The organism is Rhodococcus sp. BP-332, assembly GCF_019836065.1.
GTDB lineage: Bacteria > Actinomycetota > Actinomycetes > Mycobacteriales > Mycobacteriaceae > Rhodococcoides.
The window spans coordinates 310,126-328,986 of the sequence record NZ_JABUEC010000005.1 but is presented as its reverse complement, the minus strand read 5'-3'; the positions used below and the strand labels follow the sequence as shown (position 1 = coordinate 328,986).

General features: G+C 70.2%; 18 protein-coding genes and 1 pseudogene. 11 read left to right on the top strand and 8 right to left on the bottom strand.

Going from position 1 to position 18,861, the window contains the following annotated elements:
• The first annotated feature begins 34 nt into the window (after positions 1-34).
• From HQ314_RS19835 to HQ314_RS19815, 5 genes and pseudogenes are all read left to right on the top strand, one after another.
• Positions 35-1,156 (top strand): annotated as a pseudogene (locus HQ314_RS19835) (citrate synthase 2).
• Positions 1,157-1,350: 194 nt separating this feature from the next.
• Complete coding sequence (locus HQ314_RS19830; protein WP_222650997.1) at positions 1,351-2,301, top strand: hypothetical protein; 951 nt, start codon at positions 1,351-1,353, stop codon at positions 2,299-2,301.
• Between the two features lie 198 nt (positions 2,302-2,499).
• Entirely contained in the window at positions 2,500-3,621 is a 1,122-nt protein-coding gene (gene serC / locus HQ314_RS19825) for a phosphoserine transaminase (protein ID WP_222650996.1), read from the top strand.
• Positions 3,622-3,748: 127 nt separating this feature from the next.
• Complete coding sequence (gene sepH, locus HQ314_RS19820; protein ID WP_222640911.1) at positions 3,749-4,609, top strand: septation protein SepH; 861 nt, start codon at positions 3,749-3,751, stop codon at positions 4,607-4,609.
• An 82-nt stretch (positions 4,610-4,691) separates the two neighbouring features.
• Complete coding sequence (locus HQ314_RS19815) at positions 4,692-5,408, top strand: hypothetical protein (RefSeq protein WP_222650995.1); 717 nt, start codon at positions 4,692-4,694, stop codon at positions 5,406-5,408.
• Here the strand turns inward: HQ314_RS19815 and HQ314_RS19810 are convergent.
• A complete protein-coding gene (locus tag HQ314_RS19810; RefSeq protein WP_222650994.1) occupies positions 5,405-5,680 on the bottom strand; it encodes a DUF2537 domain-containing protein in 276 nt (91 codons plus the stop codon). The genes HQ314_RS19815 and HQ314_RS19810 overlap by 4 nt on opposite strands.
• Complete coding sequence (locus HQ314_RS19805; RefSeq protein ID WP_027504223.1) at positions 5,677-6,480, bottom strand: RNA methyltransferase; 804 nt, start codon at positions 6,478-6,480, stop codon at positions 5,677-5,679. Before HQ314_RS19805 ends, HQ314_RS19810 begins: the two co-directional genes overlap by 4 nt.
• Before the next feature lie 62 nt (positions 6,481-6,542).
• On the opposite strand from HQ314_RS19805, the gene HQ314_RS19800 reads away from it, so the two are divergent.
• Positions 6,543-7,757, top strand: a complete 1,215-nt coding sequence (locus HQ314_RS19800; RefSeq protein WP_222650993.1) for a GNAT family N-acetyltransferase — start codon at positions 6,543-6,545, stop codon at positions 7,755-7,757.
• Here the strand turns inward: HQ314_RS19800 and HQ314_RS19795 are convergent.
• The 3 genes from HQ314_RS19795 to HQ314_RS19785 all read right to left on the bottom strand — a co-directional run bounded on the left by HQ314_RS19795 (position 7,754) and on the right by HQ314_RS19785 (position 11,045).
• On the bottom strand, positions 7,754-8,995 hold the full coding sequence (locus HQ314_RS19795) for an MFS transporter (protein WP_051613067.1): 1,242 nt from the start codon (positions 8,993-8,995) through the stop codon (positions 7,754-7,756). The genes HQ314_RS19800 and HQ314_RS19795 overlap by 4 nt on opposite strands.
• Positions 8,996-9,099: 104 nt before the next feature.
• Positions 9,100-9,528, bottom strand: coding sequence for a MarR family winged helix-turn-helix transcriptional regulator (locus tag HQ314_RS19790; RefSeq protein WP_056447507.1), 429 nt, complete (start codon positions 9,526-9,528; stop codon positions 9,100-9,102).
• 62 nt (positions 9,529-9,590) lie between these two features.
• Positions 9,591-11,045 (bottom strand): NCS2 family permease, encoded by a 1,455-nt coding sequence (locus tag HQ314_RS19785; RefSeq protein WP_027504226.1) that lies wholly within the window; start codon positions 11,043-11,045, stop codon positions 9,591-9,593.
• Between the two features lie 52 nt (positions 11,046-11,097).
• Between HQ314_RS19785 and HQ314_RS19780 the strand changes: the two genes are divergently transcribed.
• Both HQ314_RS19780 and HQ314_RS21565 read left to right on the top strand, forming a co-directional pair.
• Positions 11,098-11,361 (top strand): DUF2530 domain-containing protein, encoded by a 264-nt coding sequence (locus HQ314_RS19780; protein WP_051612979.1) that lies wholly within the window; start codon positions 11,098-11,100, stop codon positions 11,359-11,361.
• Between the two features lie 139 nt (positions 11,362-11,500).
• Positions 11,501-11,635 carry a hypothetical protein gene (locus HQ314_RS21565; protein WP_261769702.1) on the top strand — a complete coding sequence of 45 codons (135 nt, stop codon included), beginning with the start codon at positions 11,501-11,503 and terminating at the stop codon, positions 11,633-11,635.
• Here the strand turns inward: HQ314_RS21565 and HQ314_RS19775 are convergent.
• The 3 genes from HQ314_RS19775 to HQ314_RS19765 form a co-directional block, all read right to left on the bottom strand.
• On the bottom strand, positions 11,613-12,164 hold the full coding sequence (locus HQ314_RS19775) for a phosphatase PAP2 family protein (RefSeq protein WP_027504228.1): 552 nt from the start codon (positions 12,162-12,164) through the stop codon (positions 11,613-11,615). The genes HQ314_RS21565 and HQ314_RS19775 overlap by 23 nt on opposite strands.
• Complete coding sequence (locus HQ314_RS19770) at positions 12,161-14,752, bottom strand: sacsin N-terminal ATP-binding-like domain-containing protein (RefSeq protein ID WP_308119503.1); 2,592 nt, start codon at positions 14,750-14,752, stop codon at positions 12,161-12,163. The genes HQ314_RS19775 and HQ314_RS19770 overlap by 4 nt, the downstream gene beginning before the upstream one ends.
• 125 nt (positions 14,753-14,877) lie before the next feature.
• A complete protein-coding gene (locus tag HQ314_RS19765) occupies positions 14,878-15,720 on the bottom strand; it encodes a DUF3027 domain-containing protein (RefSeq protein WP_308119506.1) in 843 nt (280 codons plus the stop codon).
• Positions 15,721-15,772: 52 nt separating this feature from the next.
• On the opposite strand from HQ314_RS19765, the gene HQ314_RS19760 reads away from it, so the two are divergent.
• The 3 genes from HQ314_RS19760 (at position 15,773) to HQ314_RS19750 (ending at position 18,861) form a co-directional block, all read left to right on the top strand.
• Entirely contained in the window at positions 15,773-16,606 is an 834-nt protein-coding gene (locus tag HQ314_RS19760; RefSeq protein WP_056446841.1) for a glutaminyl-peptide cyclotransferase, read from the top strand.
• Positions 16,607-16,675: 69 nt separating this feature from the next.
• A complete protein-coding gene (locus tag HQ314_RS19755; protein WP_285187861.1) occupies positions 16,676-18,355 on the top strand; it encodes an MFS transporter in 1,680 nt (559 codons plus the stop codon).
• Positions 18,352-18,861, top strand: a complete 510-nt coding sequence (locus HQ314_RS19750; RefSeq protein WP_222650992.1) for a DUF2771 domain-containing protein — start codon at positions 18,352-18,354, stop codon at positions 18,859-18,861. The genes HQ314_RS19755 and HQ314_RS19750 overlap by 4 nt, the downstream gene beginning before the upstream one ends.

Below are 18,861 nucleotides of genomic sequence, written 5' to 3'. Positions count from 1 at the left end.
GGGGTCCGCGGACACAGGAGAACGAGGGATCTTCATGGCCCAGGAAACAGTGGTACCGGAGGGCTTCGTCGCCGGACTCGAGGGCGTCGTCGCCTTCACCACCGACATCGCCGAACCCGACAAGGACGGCGGCGCACTGCGCTACCGCGGCGTCGACATCGAGGACCTCGTCGGCAAGGGCGTCACCTTCGGCAACGTGTGGGCACTGCTCGTCGACGGACGCTTCGGCCCCGGACTACCGCCCGCCGAACCCTTTCCCCTCCCCATCCACACCGGCGACGTCCGCGTCGACGTCCAAGCCGGACTCGCGATGCTCGCACCGATCTGGGGCTACGAACCGCTCCTCGACATCGACGACGACACCGCCCGCGAACACCTCGCCCGCGCCTCTGTCATGGCGCTGTCCTACGTCGCCCAGTCCGCGCGCGGCATCTACCAGCCGGCCGTGCCGCAGACGCGAATCGACCAGTGCTCCACCGTCACAGAACGATTCATGACTCGGTGGAAGGGCGACCCCGATCCCGCCCACACCGAGGCCATCGACGCCTACTGGGTCTCCGCCGCCGAGCACGGCATGAACGCCTCCACCTTCACCGCCCGCGTCATCGCCTCCACTTGAGCCGACGTCGCCGCCGCCCTCTCCGGAGCCATCGGCGCCATGTCCGGACCGCTCCACGGCGGCGCCCCCGCCCGCGTGCTCCCCATGATCGAGGAAGTCGAGAAGTCCGACGACGCACGGGCACTGGTCAAGGGCATCCTCGACCGCAAAGAGAAGCTCATGGGCTTCGGGCACCGCGTCTACCGCGCCGAGGACCCCCGCGCCCGCGTCCTGCGCGCCACCGCACAGCGCCTGAACGCACCCCGCTTCGAGGTCGCCGCCGCCCTCGAGCAGGCCGCACTCGCCGAACTGCGCGAACGCCGCCCCGACCGCGCCATCGAGACCAACGTCGAATTCTGGGCCGCCGTCATCCTCGACTTCGCCGAAGTACCCGCGCACATGATGCCCGCCATGTTCACCTGCGGCCGCACCGCCGGCTGGTGCGCCCACATCCTCGAACAGAAACGCCTCGGCAAGCTCGTGCGTCCCGCCGCCATCTACACCGGTCCCGCACCGCGCTCCCCCGAGAGCGTCGAGGGGTGGGGCACCATCGCGTGAGGTAGGCGGGGTGCCCAGTTGCTGGGTGCCCGGGTTTCCGCCGCGCGCACCGCACGGTGTTTCGCGCATTTCTCGTCCTGCGCGCGTAGCCGAGCGGTGCGCGCGGGGCAAGGGGCGGGCGCTCGAACCCGGGGATGACGGCCGACTGTGGACGGCCGCAGCGCGGGCGACCGACTCGTGCGCACACTGCGGCCGTGAACTTCTACGGGGAACACCTGCTCAGCCGTCGTGACGCACTGGCACGCGGCGCCACCGACGCCGAGATCAAGGCTGCACTGGCGCGTCGCGAGATCGCCGTCGTCCGGCGCGGCATCTACGTTCCGGCTGCGGTCCTCGAATCGCTCGACGCCACCGGCCGGCACCTGCTCGAGGTGCGCGCGACGCTGCTGGCGAGCGCCCCCGCGGCGGCCGCCGCACACGGTTCCGCAGCCTTGGTGCACGGGATGTCGTTGTGGCGAGTCCCGGAACGGGTGCATCTCGGCATCCCGCGATCGTCGGGTGGCCACGTCGGTCGGCATCGCCACGTGCATGCCGACGGTCTGACCGAGCGGGACGTCGACGTCATCGACGGCCTGCGCTGCACGTCCGCTGCGCGCACCGTCGCCGACCTCGCGCGGACCCTCCCGTTCGAGGATGCGGTCTGCGCCGGTGACTCCGCACTGAACCGACATCTCGTGACGCCGGAGTCGGTGCGCGAGTCGCTGAGCCGTACGCCGTCCCATCGCAGACGCACCGCCGCCGAGTGTGTACTCGGCTTTCTGGACGGGCGAAGCGAGAGCGTCGGGGAGTCGCGGAGCCGCGTGTATCTGCACCATCTCGGCGTTCCGTGCCCGGAACTGCAGGTCACGCTGATGCTCTCGGACCGCCGCACCACCTTCCGCCCCGATTTCTTGTGGGAGGACGAGGGTGTGATCGGCGAGTTCGACGGTGTCTCGAAGTACTCGGCTCTCGCACGCCCCGGCGAGTCACCCGCCGACGTCCTGGTGCGGGAGAAGCGTCGCGAGGACCTGCTCCGCGCACACGGATGGACGGTGGTGCGCTGGACGTGGGCTGATCTGACGTCGCCGCAACTCGGCCGCGAACTGCGTCGGGTGCTGGCCGCAGGGTGCGGGGGCGCACGGCCGCGCACCACTCGGGTGGGGTGACCGCGCCCTCCACGCGCAGCGCCCGTCGACGAGCGCACGCCGCATCCTGCGCAGGGCACCGCGCGGTGCGCCCGCCGGCCCACCAGCACCGGGCAACCAGCACCGAGACGCCCAATGGGGTGCACGACCCCTGTCACGGCTGCACTACCCTGATCTCGCCGGTACCGCCCACACCGAAACTAAGGACGCGAACCCCGTATGGCCGAGAACCTGACCATTCCTTCCGACCTCAAGCCCGGCGACGGACGCTTCGGGTGCGGTCCGTCGAAGGTTCGGCCCGAGCAGCTCCAGTCCCTGGTGGACGTGGGCGCGTCGGTGTTCGGCACCAGCCACCGCCAGAAGCCGGTGAAGGACGTGGTGGGTCGGGTGCGCGACGGTCTGCGCGAGCTGTTCTCGATCCCCGAGGGCTACGAGGTCGTGCTGGGCAACGGCGGCACCACCGCGTTCTGGGACGCCGCGGCGTTCGGCCTGATCAAGGAGAAGTCGCTGCACCTCACCAACGGTGAGTTCAGCTCGAAGTTCGCCTCGGTGGCCAAGGCCAACCCGTTCATCGGTGACCCGATCGTCGTCTCCGCGGAGCCGGGCAGTGCTCCGGAGCCCACGTCGGACCCGTCGGTCGACCTGATCGGGTGGGCGCACAACGAGACCTCGACCGGTGTGGCCATTCCCGTGTCGCGTCCCGCGGACTCGGAAGACGCCCTCATCGCGATCGACGCGACCTCGGGCGCCGGCGGACTGCCCGTGAACGTGGCCGATTCGGATGTCTACTACTTCGCTCCGCAGAAGAACTTCGCTGCCGACGGCGGACTGTGGGTCGCGCTGATGAGCCCGGCTGCCCTGGCCCGTGTCGACGAGATCGCGGCGAGCAAGCGCTGGGTCCCCGACTTCCTGTCGCTGCCCATCGCCATCGACAACAGCACCAAGAACCAGACGTACAACACCCCCGCGGTGGCGACGCTGCTCCTGTTCGCCGACCAGATCGAGTGGCTGAACGGCAAGGGCGGCCTGGACTGGGCGACGTCACGGACCGCCGACTCCTCGTCGCGGCTGTACGACTGGGCCGAGCGCTCCGAGTACGCGACGCCGTTCGTCGTCGACCCGAAGCATCGCTCGCAGGTGGTCGGCACCATCGACTTCGACGAGAAGGTCGACGCTGCAGCCGTCGCGAAGACGTTGCGCGCCAACGGCATCGTCGACACGGAGCCCTATCGCAAGCTCGGCCGCAACCAACTGCGCGTCGGCATGTTCCCGGCCGTCGAGCCCGACGACGTCACCGCCCTGACCGCCTGCATCGATCACGTGGTCGAACACCTGGCGTGAGAGAGTGCGTGTCCCCCCGACTGCTGCACTGTGGTGCATTACAGTCGGGGGAGGCACCGAACCCGGCCCCGTGCTCGGACAGCGAGCAGCCGAGGGGCAGGGGCCGTCGCGACGCAAAGGAGTGATCGTGCGAGAGATCCACGTGATCGGCCTGGCGTCGGACGGCAAGCACATCGTCTGTGCCGATTCCTCCGGTGAGAAGTTTCGTCTGCCGGCCGACGAGAAGTTGCGTGCCGCCGCCCGTGGTGACGCCGCGCGACTCGGACAGATCGAGATCGAGATGGATTCTCTGATGCGACCGCGCGAGATCCAGGCGCGCATCCGGTCCGGCGCCTCCATCGAGCAGGTGGCCAAGGAGTCGGGTATGCCGGCGAGCAAGGTGGAGCGCTACGCGCACCCGGTTCTACTGGAACGCTCCCGCGCCGCCGAACTCGCCCAGCTGGGCCACCCCCTGCGTGCCGACGGGCCCGCCGTGCTCACCCTCGTGGAGATCGTGGGACTCGCGTTCCGCGGCCGCGGGCATTCGATGGACCAGGCCGAGTGGGACGCGTGGCGCGACGAGGACAATCACTGGATCGCTCAGCTGACGTGGCCCGCGGGACGCACCACCAACACCGCGCACTGGCGTTTCCAGCCGGATGCCCACGGCGGCAGTGTCACGCCCCTCGACGACGCGGCGTCCGAGCTGATAGACCCCGACTTCGGCCGCCAGCTCCGAGGGCTGGCCCCCGTCGTCGCCGCCGAGGAGGACTCGCCGTCCCAGCAGACCCTCGACGACTACTACGGGGTCGACGCGGACTCGGACACGGAGACCACGGCGGAGCAGCCCGAACCCGCGGAGACACCCGCAGTGCAGGCCGAGCCCGAGCCCGAACCGACGCAACCCAAGCCGGCGCCGGGCCATGCGAACGCGAAGGACAAACGGGGAAAGCCGGCCATGCCGTCGTGGGAGGATGTCTTGCTGGGAGTGCGCAGCAACGGCCGCTGAGCCGAGCAGTGTTCACGGCAGAGCGATCTTCACGGCCGAGAAAGTGACCGTCTGAGACCGGACGACGACAAGGGGGCGCCCGGTGGGGCTGGGAACAGCAGCGTTGTGGTTCGTCGACGCACCTGATCCGATCGCGGTACTGCGGTCCGGAGTGCAGTCCGACACCGATGCGGCCGCGGCCGTCGCACGGAAGCTCCACCCCGGTCTCGAGCCCACCCTCGTCGGCATGGCTCCCCTGACGGCGTTCGCCGTGGCGTCGGAGCCGAACCGCGTGCTGGTCGGCTGCTACCCGGGCATCACCGTCGTCTGCGCGTCCGAGCCCGCCGCGGTGCGCCCGTCGACTCTCGAGGAGTCGTGGACGTCGTTGCTGCCGTCCACGCACACCTTTCTCGTCGCTTCCGAACGCGAGCACGCGTGGGGCGCCTTCGCGCACTGGGACTCCGGCACCCTGAAGCGCTCGTTCAGCGCCGGCCCCACCTACATCCACGAGGACGAGGGTCTTCCCTTCCCGTGGGAACGGCCCTTCTGGTCGGGCGACCATCCGCTGCAGTTCGACGGCGAGAAGTTTCCCGATCCCCAGGCGCTGCCGTTCCACCCCCAAGAGTTCGCCGACGCGGCGAGCGCCCACTGGCTCGGCGTCCGCATGATCGGCGGTGCCCGCGACGGGGACACCGACCCCGGGTCGGTGCTGTTGTGCGACTTCGCGATGCGCGATCCGGCGGCGACCCCTCCGCCCGAACCGCCGCGACCGGAGACTCCAGAGCCGCAGCGCAAGCGCGGCCTGTTCCGGCGCCGCTAGACCGACGCGTCGACGGCGAACGCCAGCACACCCACGGCCGCGCCGGCGGCGATGCCCGGAACGATGAAGCGCCACACCGGATCTGCACGCCGGCGGGCGACCGACGGCGCAGCGCCGCCCACCATCACGGCCATCACCAGGACAGCGAAGAGGCTGCTGACCCGGAGCAGGGTGAGGCCCAGCGAGATCACCGCGGCGGCGGTGACGAGTGCCGCGGCGACGGCACACGCAATTCCCGGGCCCCACGGTGTCGGTTCGTCCGGATCCCTCATCCCGTGCGCACCCGCTCGTAGAACGCCATGGCGGCCGCGGTGGCGACGTTGAGCGAGTCGGTGCCCGGTGCCATCGGGATCCGCGCCCGGACGTCGGTGGCGCGCATCGCGTGTTCGGTGAGTCCGGGCCCCTCGGCGCCGAGCAGGAGCGCGACCTTCTCCCCCGTCATCGCCTCGGCCAGCGGAACGGCGGTGGGATTCGGAGTCAGCGAGACGAGCTGGAACCCGTTGTCGCGCAGCACGGACAGCCCGCGCGGCCAGTCGGGGACCGTGGCGAACGGCACGCGCAGCACGTGGCCCATCGAGACACGCACCGACCGTCGGTACAGCGGGTCGGCGCAGGCGCCGCCGAAGAGGACGGCGTCGGCACCGAGGCCGGCGGCATTGCGGAACATGGAGCCGAGGTTCTCGTGGTCGTTGACGCCTTCGAGAATCGCCACGGTCCGCGCGTCGGCGACGACGTCCGCGAGGTCCAGCGGTGCGGGGCGCCGGGCGGCCGCGAGCACACCGCGGTTGAGGTGGAACCCGACGGCCTCCGCCATGACGTCCGCCGTGGTGCGGTAGAACGGCACGTCGACGTCCACGAGATCGTCCGCGAGCTCACCGAGCCGCCGCTCGACGCCCAGCAGCGAGAGGGGCTCGAAACGTGACGCGACGAGGCGCTGGACCACCAGAACACCCTCCGCGATCACCAGCCCCTTGCCCTCGGGCAGGTCGGGGCGACGGTCCGAGGAGTTGAGGTCCCGGAAGTCGTCGAGGCGAGGATCGGCTGGGTCGGTGATGTCGACGACGTGTACCACGGACCCATCTTCTCAGGACGTGTTCCGGCGGTGCATCGGCGCGGCCGATAAGGTCGTCTGCGATGACTACCGACGACACGATCACCATCCGTACCGCCACCGAGGACGACTGGGACGCCATCGCGCTCCTCGACGCCCACGCTTTCGGTGAGCACCAGAACAGCGAGGACATGGAGGAGACCAAGATACTCACGGCCTCGTCCGAAATCTTCCTGGCGTGCGACGGTGACCTGCCGGTCGGTGTCACGATGCACTTCCCGATGGACGTCACCGTTCCCGGTGGCCGCACCCTGCCCGCGACGGGGGTGTCGTGGGTGTCGGTCGCTCCCACGCATCGCCGACGCGGCATCCTGCGCCGGATGTTCACCGCGCAGCACGAGCGCTTCGAGGAGGCGGGCAAGCCCCTGTCGGTGCTCACGGCGAGCGAGGCGACCATCTACGAGCGGTTCGGGTACGGCGCCGCCACGCAGGGTGTCAACTACACCATCGACCGGCGCTTCACCGCGTTCCGCAAGGATCTGCCGCCGCCCCGGGGCGCCCGTCTGGTGACGTCCGCGGAGGCTCGTGAACTAGTGCCGGAGATCTACGGACGGTGGCAGCGACAGACCGCCGGCGCCCAGCCGATGCCCCAGACCCGGTGGCATCGCTTCTTCGCCGATCGCAAGAACTCCCGCGGTGGTTTCTCCAAGCTCTTCTTCATCGTCCACCCCGACGGATACATCGCGTTCCGCCGCGGCTACCGCGTCGGGACAGCGGGGGCGCAGGAGGCGCGCATCGTCGACATCATCGCCGCGACGGACGAGGCACGCTCCGATCTCTGGCAGGTGATGTGCGGCATCGATCTCGTGGAGACGATCGAGGTGACGCTTCCCGTCGGGGATCCGCTGCTGACACTGCTGACCGATCGCCGTGTCCCGCAGGTCACCGGCGTCAAGGACGGCCTGTGGGTGCGGTTGATGGACGTCCCGGCGGCGCTGTCGGCGCGGACGTACGCCATCGACACCGATCTCGTGATCGGCGTGGAGGATCCGTTCCTGCACGCCGGCGGCGCCTATCGCTTCGTCACCCGCGACGGGCACGCCGAGGTCACCCGCAGTGACGACGACCCCGACGTGACGGTGTCCTCGTCCGTCCTCGGCAGCCTCTACCTCGGCGCGCACCGCGCTCGCCAGTTCGCGGCCGCCGGCCGAGTGGCGTCGACGACGGAGAAGGCGTTGCACGAGTTCGATCTGGCTTTCGGCACCCCGAGCCAGCCCCAGATCGGCTGGTTCTTCTAGGCGGGTCGGGGTTCGTCGACCCCGACGTCGGGCATCGCGATGTCGGCGACATGGGTGCGGCGCACGACCAGCGCCGCGCCCAGGCCCGCGATCAGGGAGACGATCCCGCCGAGCACCAGCGGTGCGCGAGGATCGACGACGTCGGCCACCCAGCCGAGCAACGGGCTGCCCAGCGGGGTTCCGCCGAGGAAGCACAGCATGTAGATGCCCATGACCCGGCCGCGCATGTCCGACGGGACCGACGCCTGCAGGATGTTCATCGCGATGGTGCTGAACGTGAGCTGGACTGCGCCGGCCGGGATCAGCATGACTGCGACGGCCCAGAACGCGGGCATCACTCCGGCCAGAGTCTCGAAGATGCCGAACACCACCGCGGACAGCACGAAGAGACGGATCCCGGGGGTGCCGCGTCTCCGGGCGGCGAGAGTCGCGCCGATCAAGGTGCCCACCGCGAGCACCGTGGACAGGAATCCGTACGCGTCCGCACCCTTGTCGAAGGTGTTGCGCGCGATCACCGACAGGCTCAGCGGGAAGTTGATGCCGAACGTCGACACGACGAACACGGTCGCCAGGAGCACGCAGAGATCCGGCCGCCCCGCGACGTAGCGGAATCCCTCCCGCACCTGACCTTTCCGACGCGGTGCACGCTCGACGGTGAACAGTTCGGCGGGCCGCATGGCGGCGAGGGCGCCGAACACCGCGGCGAACGAGGCTGCGTTGACGAGGAAGACCCAGCCGGTGCCGACCAGCGTGATGCCCACGCCGGCGATGGCGGGGCCGACGATGCGGGCGAGGTTGAACGTCATCGAGTTGAGGCCGATGGCGTTGGGAAGCCGTGCGGGACCGACCATCTCGATGGTGAACGACTGCCGGACGGGCGCGTCGATCGCCGACGAACAGCCGAGGAGCAGCGCCAGGACGTAGACGTGCCACAGCGCCACGACACCGCCGACGTCGAGCAGCCCGAGCACGAGCCCGAACACGGCGGCAGCGGCCTGAGTGGCCATGAGGAGGCGTCTCTTGTCGTACCGATCCGCGAGCACCCCGCCCCACACGGACAGCACCAGTGTGGGACCGAACTGGAGTGCCATGACGATGCCGACGGCGAGCCCGTTGCCCCCGGACAGTTCGAGAACCAGCCAGTCCTGGGCGATGCGCTGCATCCAGGTGCCGATGAGCGAGACGATCTGACCCGACGCCCAGAGTCTGTAGTTGCGCGAGTGCAACGCGTCGAACAGAGAGGGCCGGGCCGCGGACCCGTCCGTCCGCCGATGAAGTAGTTGCACGAAGTACCAATCTACTCCGGTGGCGGAGACCTCGGCCCGAGGTCAGGCGGGGAGCGTCACTCCGACTCGTTGACGATGGCCGACATGATGTCGACCGCGGTACGCATCGCCACGAGCTGGTCCGCGTCGAGCCCGCGCAACTGTTCGGTCAACCACGCCTCGCGGGCGTTGACCTCGTCCTCGATGACCTGACGGCCCGCGTCGGACAGCGACACGATGATCTGACGGCCGTCGGTGGGGTGGGGCATCCGGTCCACGTACCCGAGATCGCCCAGGGACGCGACGACGCGCGTCATGGACGGCGGCTGTACGCGCTCGCGCGCTGCCAGGGTGCCCGGAGTCATCGCGCCTTCGCGTGCGAGGGTCGCGAGAGCGGAGAGCTGCGTGAGCGTCACCTGGCTGGTGCGGCGGCCTCGCAGGTGCCGCGTCATACGGACGACAGCGAGGGAGAGGTCGCCGGCCAACGCACGCAGTTCCTGAGGCATCGCCACAGGATACGGCACGTGCGGGTGCTGAACGACCCGCGCGAGCAGCGGATCTGCGCCGACTACGTGAGCGCGTCCGTGATGGGCCCGAGGGCGAAGTACGCGACGAAGAGCAGGGCCACGATGCCGAGAAGTGGGTGGACGCTGCGGATCTTGCCGCGACCGACGGCGAGGACGACCCAGGTGATGAATCCGACGCCGATGCCGTTCGCGATGGAGTAGGTGAACGGCATGACCACGATGGTGAGGAACGCGGGCAGCGCCACATGGAATTTGGTGAAGTCGATGTCGGCGACCTGCCCGATCATCAACGCCCCCACCACGACGAGGGCCGGTGCGGCCGCCTCGATGGGGACCACCGAGTACAGCGGTGTCAGGAACATCGCGGCGAGGAACAGCACGCCCGTCACCACGTTGGCGAGGCCGGTGCGCGCACCCTCGGCGATTCCCGACGCCGACTCGACGAAGACCGTGTTCGACGACGCCGAACCTGCGCCGCCCGCGACCGCGCCGACACCCTCGACGACGAGCGCCTTGCCGACGCCCGGCAGCGTGCCGTCCTTGCTTGCGAGCCCGGCCTCCTTGCCGAGCCCGGTCATGGTGCCCATGGCGTCGAAGAAGTTGGCCAGCACCAGCGTGAACACCAGCAGGCTGGCCGCCAGGACGCCGATGCGGGTGAAGGCGCCGAACAGATCGACGTTGCCCACGAGTGACAGGTCGGGGAGGTCGACGACGACGTCGGGCAGCGCCGGCACGCTGAGGTTCCAGCCCTTCGGGTTCACTCCCGCGGAGGCACCGGTGTCGGTGATCGCCTCGATGATCGCGGCCACCACGGTGGTGACGACGATGCCGATCAGCAACCCGCCCCGCACCTTTCGCGCCACGAGGATGCCCATGAGAAGCAGACCGAAGACGAAGGTCACCGTCGGCCACGACGCGATGGACCCGTCGATGCCCAGGCCGACCGGAACGGTGGTGCCGGCGATGTCCGGCACACGACGCACGAAGCCTGCGTCGACGAGACCGATGAGCGCGATGAAGGCGCCGATGCCCGCCGCGATGGCGGCCTTGAGTTCGCTCGGGATGGCCTCGAACACGGCGGTGCGGAATCCGGTGAGCGCCAACACCACGATGATGATGCCGTCGATGACGACCAGCCCCATGGCCTCGGCCCAGGTGACCTGCGGGGCGATGGTGACGGCGAGCAGCGTGTTGATGCCGAGTCCCGCCGCGATGGCGAACGGGTAATTGGCGATGACACCGAAGAGGATGCTCATGACGCCGGCCACGAGCGCCGTGACGGCGGCGACCTGGGGCACCGGGAGGATGTCGCCCAGCACGTCGGTCTTGGCCGCCGCGTCGTCGGGCGAGAAGCTGCCGAGGATCAGCGGATTCAGCACCACGATGTAGGCCATGGCGACGAACGTGACGACGCCTCCCCGCACCTCGGCGGACATGGTCGATCCGCGATCGGTGATCTTGAAGTACGAGTCGAGGAGAGACGTCGCGCGAGACATGAAGTGGAGACTAGGCCATGACCCGGTGAGGGGCGCGGGTAGCGTCGGCGCCGTGCGCCCCACCCCCGCCACCCCGCCCGGACTGCCACCGCGCGTGACCGATCCCGCTCCGGTGCTCGCTGCCGGGACGCTGCTGTTCCTCGTCGCCGCCGTCCTGTGCTCGGTGGTCGACTCCTTCTCGGGCGCAGTCGCGGTCTGCTGGACGGGAACCGCTCTGGGCGCGTTGGGGTTCGGACTGTTCGCACTGCAACGCCGAGCTGCTCGCCGCGGCCGACGCACGGCCCAGAAGGGACTCGTGCACCCGCCCGAGGTGTGACCCGGGCGACAGGTTCCGGGCGCGAAAACCCCCTCTGACGTGCTGGAACTCACCCTCCTCGAGGTTGAGTAACACGGACGTAACGTGGAGAATCGGTTATGTCAGTTCAGCTACTCGAGCAACGTCCGGAGAGATAGAAGTGAAGTACGTCGAAAGTTTCCTCAACCGCCGCCGCCACGTTCGGGCACTGCGTGATCTCTACGCACGCGCGAACAACGTGGGCAGCCCCGCGATGCGTGACGAGCTTCTCGTCATCGCCCAGCGCGACCGCTGAGTCGCGACACCACCGCGATACCCGCGACACCGACCAGGGCCCCCAGGAGCCAGCCGACGACGACGTCGCTGAGCCAGTGCGCCCCGAGGTAGACGCGGGAGAACCCGATGAGCAGCGTTGCCGCCGTGACCACGGCGGCCGCTGCTCTCGTTCGTTTCCGGGCACTGTCGAACGCGCCGAGCGCGACCAGCAGCGTGATCACCGCCGCCGCGAAGGTCGCCGACACCATGGCGTGACCGGACGGGAACGAGTAGGTCGAGATGTCGACGAGGCGCTCGGGCACCGGCGGCCGGGTCCGGCGGATCGCGTACTTGAGAGCGTTCATGACGAGCCATCCGGTGAACACCGTGGCCACGAGGCCCGGCCCGAGATGGCGGTGCCCCCGGCGCACCAGGATCAGCGCGACCACCACCGTCACGAGTGCGACGCCCGCGGTGTTGCCCACCGTGGTGATCACGGTCATGGCGTCCGTCAGGGCCGCGCTCCGGTGATCCACCATCCAGTCGAGGACATCACGGTCCGCGCTCACGGCAGCACCGTCCGTGACACGTGCGTCTCGCCGTCGTCGGTGACCCAGAAGGGCACCGCTCGCTCCACTCGCACGGTGCCGCGACACCGCACCACCAGGTCGTCGTGCAGGACGACGACGTCCGGGACCGGCCACGACGAGATCGCGCGTGCGGCCGCGAGGGCGGGATGGGTGTCCACCGTCGCCCGCTCCCCCACCGACACGATCTCGACGCTCAGCGCCGTCGACGCCGTCTCCACGTCGAGGAGATCCGCGAGGGTGTCGGCGGACGCCGTCGACCCGAGCACGACTCGGTCGGCGGGTAGCAGGGCGATCCACCGCGGGTGATCGAGGACGACCACCGCGGCGGGATCGGCCACGCTGCCGGCGAGAGTGCGTACCGCCACGGGCGGATCGATGTCGCGTAGATCCACCCGCCCGGCGTCCACCGCCTCGGCGAGGAGCGTGTGGACCCGGATCGCCACCGCGGGAGACACCACACGATCGGGATCGGCCGCCGCGGCGAGCAGATCGGCCGCCGTGTCGGCGTCGTCGATCGCGGGACCCGCCAGCGCCGCGGCGAACTCGGCGGCGCGGGGATGGTAGACGGGGTCCAGCAGTCCACGCAGGGAGTCGTCGCCGGGCAGACGGAGCAACCCCAGCGGTGTCTCGTTCACCCGCGCGTGACGACGCAGCCACCAGGCGGTGTAGCCGGTCCGGTCCCGCACCGCCGCGGCCGTCACCGGATCATCGACGATCTGGGTGAGCGCGTCCGCCCAGCGCGCCTCGTCCACCAGATCGAGATCACGCACGGCGACCAGGGTGCCGGGCTCACCGGAGAGACTGTCCCACCACGCCTCCTCGTCGTCGAGATCGTGATCGGGACCCGCGGGGGTCTCGTCCACCACGACGCCGAAGCCGTGACCCACGCCCACCACCCGCAGGGCGTCCGCGCCGTACCGGTCGACGACGGACCGATCCACCACGCCGAACGGGCTGTCCCGCTGCAACACTCGCCGTAACAGCGAGTCCGGCAACAGCAGTTCGTCCGCCGCCCGCATCTCGCCGTCCGACGAGAGCAACGGCAACGACCCGACGGAGCCGATCCTCGTCTCGCCGCCGACGGCTGCCGCGAGGGTCAGCACGTCGTGCACCAGTTCCTCCGGCACGTCGTCCGGATCCTCGAGCATCGCTGCCAACGCGGGGTCGGCGAGCAGGTCGGCCGGGCGAGCGGTCCGCGCTCCCGCGCGGCGGAGCAACGGATGGGCGGCGTCCGGGTGCACCACACGAGCCCACCCGACCGAGCCGAGACGGTCGCCGTCCACCAGCACCACCGTGCGGGGACCCGTGACGGTGCGGCCGTCCGTCAGCGGAACCGGCAGCGCCGCACACTCGTCGACGTCCGCCGAGTCGTGCACGATGTCGGTCAGTGCGTCGTACAGGCGGTGCCACCAGATCGGCGGTCGCGACACCCCCGACAGGCTCTCGACGATGCCCGCGAGCCCGAGCCGACGCACACCGACCGCCGCCAGAGCAGTCGCCGACGCGCGATCCGATGCCCTGGGTGCCACCAGACCCGGCACGACGTCCACGAGGAGTTCGGCCAATTCGGGTGAGATCGAGTCCACCACCGCGGCATTCGCGGGACGTACCGCCCGGCCCGCCGCCGTCGGGACCCACGCGGTCGACTCCAGGTCGCGGACGAGCGCCGCGCGGACCGCCTCGTCGACCTCGGACGCCGGCAGTCCCGGACGCGGTACCGCGGCGGCCCGATGAGACGCCGGCAGGTCGGCGACCAGTGCCGCGTATCCGGTCGCCACGACCGAGAGGTCGGCGCCCGGAAGGACCCGTCGACGGTCGGGCTGGAGGGGGACGTCCGCGATCAGGAGCAGCGGAATAGTCAGCACCTCATCGGATCTGGTGGGCGCACGCAGCACGTCCCGCGTCAGTGGCGCGGGCGAGTCCGGCGTGAGACCGTCGTCCTCGAGCGGCAGAAACCAGCGTGCGGCCGCCGCGTCGCCGCGCCACCATCGTCGGCCGCCGACCCGCACGTCCGTCCACGCTCCCGGGCCCGACGACACCTCACGCACGAGTTCGGTCCCGTCGACGGAGATCGACTGCAGCGCATCGAGTTCGAGCATCAGATCGATCGACTCACGGGCGGCCGCGGTCAGCACTTCGGCGACGTCCACGACGCCGTGCAGCACGACCTCGGTGTCCCAACCCGGGGTCGGCACGTCGTCCGACGCCCACGGCAACCGGAGGACGGGAACGCCCTGCTCCGGCTCACTGAGCCCACGCGCGGCGATCGCTCGGCGCGTCCTCGATCCGTCGAACACGATCGAGCCCGACGTGGATCGGATCTCGATACGCTCGGACACCGCACGGACGGCGGTGAACCCGACTCCGTATCGCCCGACGGACGTGGCGTGCTCGGAAGTCTTGTCGGACGCTCGCAGCGCGGACAGCGCCTGCACCCCGGTGATCGACAGCGGCACACCGACATTCGCGACGTGCAGCGCGTCGCCGACGGACCACACCGCCAGGCGACCGGGAACGTCGGCGCGGGAGGCGGCGTCGGCGGCGTTCTGCGCCAGCTCCGTGATCACGCGATCGCGGTAGCCCCCCACCACCAGATCGGCCTCCGTGGCCGCATCCTCCCGCAGTCGGGTGGGCGACGACGACCAGGCCGCGAGAACGGACTCGCGCAGTGCCTCCGTCCCGAAGGGGTCGGTCAGAGGGTCGACGACGACTCCGTGATGTCGGTGACCGCCTCGGTGTCCCGGGGCTCGGTGTTCTGGGGCTCGGTGTTCTGGGGCTCGGTGTTCTCGGTCGGTGTGGTCTCCAGGGCACCGTCGTCGTAGGCCGCGTACGCGGGCGATCCGGCGCCGGTCGGTCCCTCGGTGTCCGAGTGCGCACCGCAGCCGTACGCCGCGTGCACCACGTGTCCGTCCGCGGCCAACTCGTTTCCGCACACGCCGAACGCAGCGCTCAGCGAACCCTGCAGAGCGAGATAGAAACCACACGTGACGCACGTGCCCGGCGCCGCCTTGGCCATCGGGGAATCGGGACCGAAGTCGCTCTCGGCCCACCGCTCGGCGGTCTCGAGCCGACCCTCGCGGCTCATGACCTGCTTGCGACCGAGACCGAGTTCGAGGGCGACGTCGTCGACGGCGGGATCGCCGGTGGCCAGGTACCCCGGCACCAGTCGGACGTCCTCGTGGCGTGGCGGCAGCAGGTCACCCGGAGCCAGATCGCCGGGACGGATGCGCTCGTCCCACGGAACCCACGTCGGCGCCACCAGGGCGTCCGGACCGGGAAGCAGGGCGAGTTCGCTGACGGTGACGGTCTCGGAGCCGGGGGGCGCTGCGACGACGACCGCCCACTGCCAGCCGCCGTATCCGGGCAGGTCGGCCGCGAAGCGGTGGATCGCAGAGGCCTCGTCGACGGCCTCGACCCCGAGGTGGGCTCCGACCGGGCCTTCGCCCGACTCCACGACGGCGGCCTGCGCCACGGACACGGCGTCGGCGAGGAGCGGGGGGATCTCGGTCACGACAGGGGCACTCACACCCCCTATTTTGCAGCATCGGCTCGCGTCGTGCGCCCACCGGGCCTGACAGGATGGCCGTATGCGTTCGGGACTCTTGCGTTCAGGTTCGGGAGTCGGCCGCGCGATCGGGTCCGGAACCGTCGCCGCCGCGGTGGTGCTCGGTGGATGCGCGCCGGATCCCGCACCGCCGGCCGCGGACGTGCCCCGCTTCGGCGTCGAGATCGTCGGCACGTCGCCGCACGACACCGACGCCTTCACCCAGGGTCTCGAGATCGACGGTGACCGATTGCTCGAGGGGACGGGCCGCGAGGGCCGCTCCCGCGTCACGGCGTCCGATCGGGAGACGGGCGACGTGCTCGCGGAGGTGGACCTTCCCGCACCGCTGTTCGGCGAGGGCCTCACCGTCGCCGGCGACACGGTGTGGCAGCTGACCTGGCAGGACGGGATCGCGGTGGCCCGAGATCGCGAGACTCTGCTGGAGCGGCGACGCGTCGACTACGACGGCGAGGGCTGGGGTCTGTGCCTCGACGAGTCGAGTGCGGGATCGAGCGGCCGCCTCGTGATGAGCGACGGCACCGACACCCTCACCTTCCGAGATCCGGTCACCTTCGAGCCCACCGGCAGCGTGCGCGTGACTCGGGGCGAGCGGCCGGTGACGTCGATCAACGAGCTGGAGTGCACCGCGGACGGGATCTACGCCAACATCTGGAAGACCGACGACATCGTGCGGATCGATCCGTCGACCGGCGCCGTGACGGCGATCGTCGACGCCTCGCCGTTGCGTGCCGCACTCGAGGACACGTCCGGAATCGACGTCCTCAACGGCATCGCGGCCGTCCCCGGCACGTCCCGCTTCCTCGTGACCGGCAAATTGTGGCCCACTCTGTTCGAGGTCGAGTTCCGACCACGGTGACCGAGGGACGCCGCCCCCGCCGAGCGAGTCGCCCACACTCCCCGACCCGAGGTGGGGGACAATGACGGGGTGACAGGTCCCGACGATCCGCGCCCCGGTTCGCGACATCCGGGATGGGACAACTACTCGCCGTCCGAGCGACTCCCACCCCGTCGATCGCCGCTGCCTCCGCTGCATCCACCGACGGCCGGACCGGGCGAGACGATCCCGGGCGACCCGACCACGGCGCCCGACCCGACGACACGCATGCCGAACCAGGACACCGGTCCCCGCCGTCCCCGCGTACCGCGCAAACTGACGGTCACCCGCGTCGCGGCGATGCGTGGTCGTGAGATCACGGGCAAGGGCATCGCGACGTTCCGACGCGCCGCCACCGCCGACGGAGCCGACAAGTCCGGTCTCACGGCGCTCACCTACGCGACGATGGCCAACTTCGCCTCGGACGCGGCGATGGCGGTGGCGCTGGCCAACACGCTGTTCTTCTCCGCCGCGACGGGCGAGGACAAGACCAAGGTCGCCCTGTATCTGCTCATCACCATCGCCCCGTTCGCGATCATTGCGCCCCTGATCGGCCCCATGCTCGACCGCCTGCAGCAGGGTCGCCGCATCGCGCTGGCCACCTCGTTCGTCCTGCGTGCCGTCCTCGCCGTGGTGCTGGTCTTCAATTTCGACACCTGGCTCCTCTATCCCGCCGCGCTCGGGATGATGGTGCTGAGCAAGTCGTTCTCGGTGCTCAAGTCAGCCGTCACCCCTCGGGTGCTGCCACCGGACATCGACCTCGTCCGGGTGAACTCCCGCCTGACCGTGTTCGGGTTGCTGGGCGGCACCATCTCGGCGGGAGCGGTCGCGGGTGCCATCGCGTTCGCACTGGGTTCCGCCGGGGCACTGTGGTTCACGTTCGCCGTGACGGTGTTCGGCGCGTATCTCTCCATGCGCATCCCGTCCTGGGTGGAGGTCACCGAGGGTGAGGTGCCCGCGACGCTCGGGTACCACGCCGAGGCGACCACCGGCGCGATCGGCATCGTCCCGGCGCCCAGCAAACGCCGGCAGCCCCTCGGCCGCGACGTCCTCACCGGACTGTGGGGCAACGGCACCATCCGCGTGCTCACCGGCTTCCTCACGCTGTACGTCGCGTTCGTGGCGAAGTCCCGCACCGAGCACGAGCCACTCCAGCAGGCACTCATGTTGGCGTTGGTGGGCGCGGCGGCCGGACTCGGGAACTTCGGCGGCAACGCCGCCGGCGCCCGGGTGAAGCTCGGTCGCCCGTCGGTGCTGGTGGTGCGCTGCACCGCGGCCGTCACTGCGGTCGCGATCGTCGCGGCTCTGACGAACAGCCTGCTGACTGCCGCGCTCGCGGCTCTCGTCGCCTCGGGCGCGAGCGCGCTGGCGAAGGTGTCGCTCGACGCGTCGTTGCAGAACGACCTGCCTCCCGAGTCGATCGCGTCCGGCTTCGGGCGCAGCGAGACGGTGCTGCAGCTGAGCTGGGTCATCGGCGGCACGTTCGGCGTGCTGCTCCCCACCGAGTACTGGCTGGGTTTCACCGTGGTGTCGGTGGTCCTTACGATCGGCCTGGTGCAGACATTCGTGACCCACCGGGGCGGCTCGCTGCTTCCCGGCTTCGGCGGTAAGAGACCGGTACGAGCGGACCAGGAGGTGGCGGGCAGCGAACTGCGCCACGCCACCGGCCGAATCCCCCGAGTGGATCAGGACGCGGGCCGCGCACCCGCGGGCGAGGACGCTCCCAGATGACGACACGCAAGATCCTGTACGGACTGTCCGCACTGGTCGCCGTCGTCGGCGTCGCCTTCGTGCTGGTGGTCGGCAAGGCGATCCTCGACGCCCCCGAGGAGTCCCCGCGGGTGTCCGCGTACGCCGACGGCCGGTACGAGGAAGTGAAACCGTTCCGGTACTGCCCGGTGCAGGAGCCGCTCTGCGACTACGAGGGCACGACCGCGACGATGCCCGTGCGCGAGGGCCATCCGCTGCAGTTGTCCCTGCCGGGCGCCATCTCGGAGAACCCGTGGGGCTTCGCCAGCGTCTACGGAGACCCGGACTCCGGCGACGTCGTGGAAGCAGACGAGTACTTCGCCCCCGGGACGCGGAACACGCTCACCGTGCCGCCGGTGAACGAGGACGGACTCGTGCTCATCGGCGTCGAGGTGCGCCTGCCGTCCGGTGTCATCGACGTCGACACCGACCAGGAGGAGATCGTCAGCCACGCCATCTGGTCGATCGCCACCACGGAAGCGGACTGA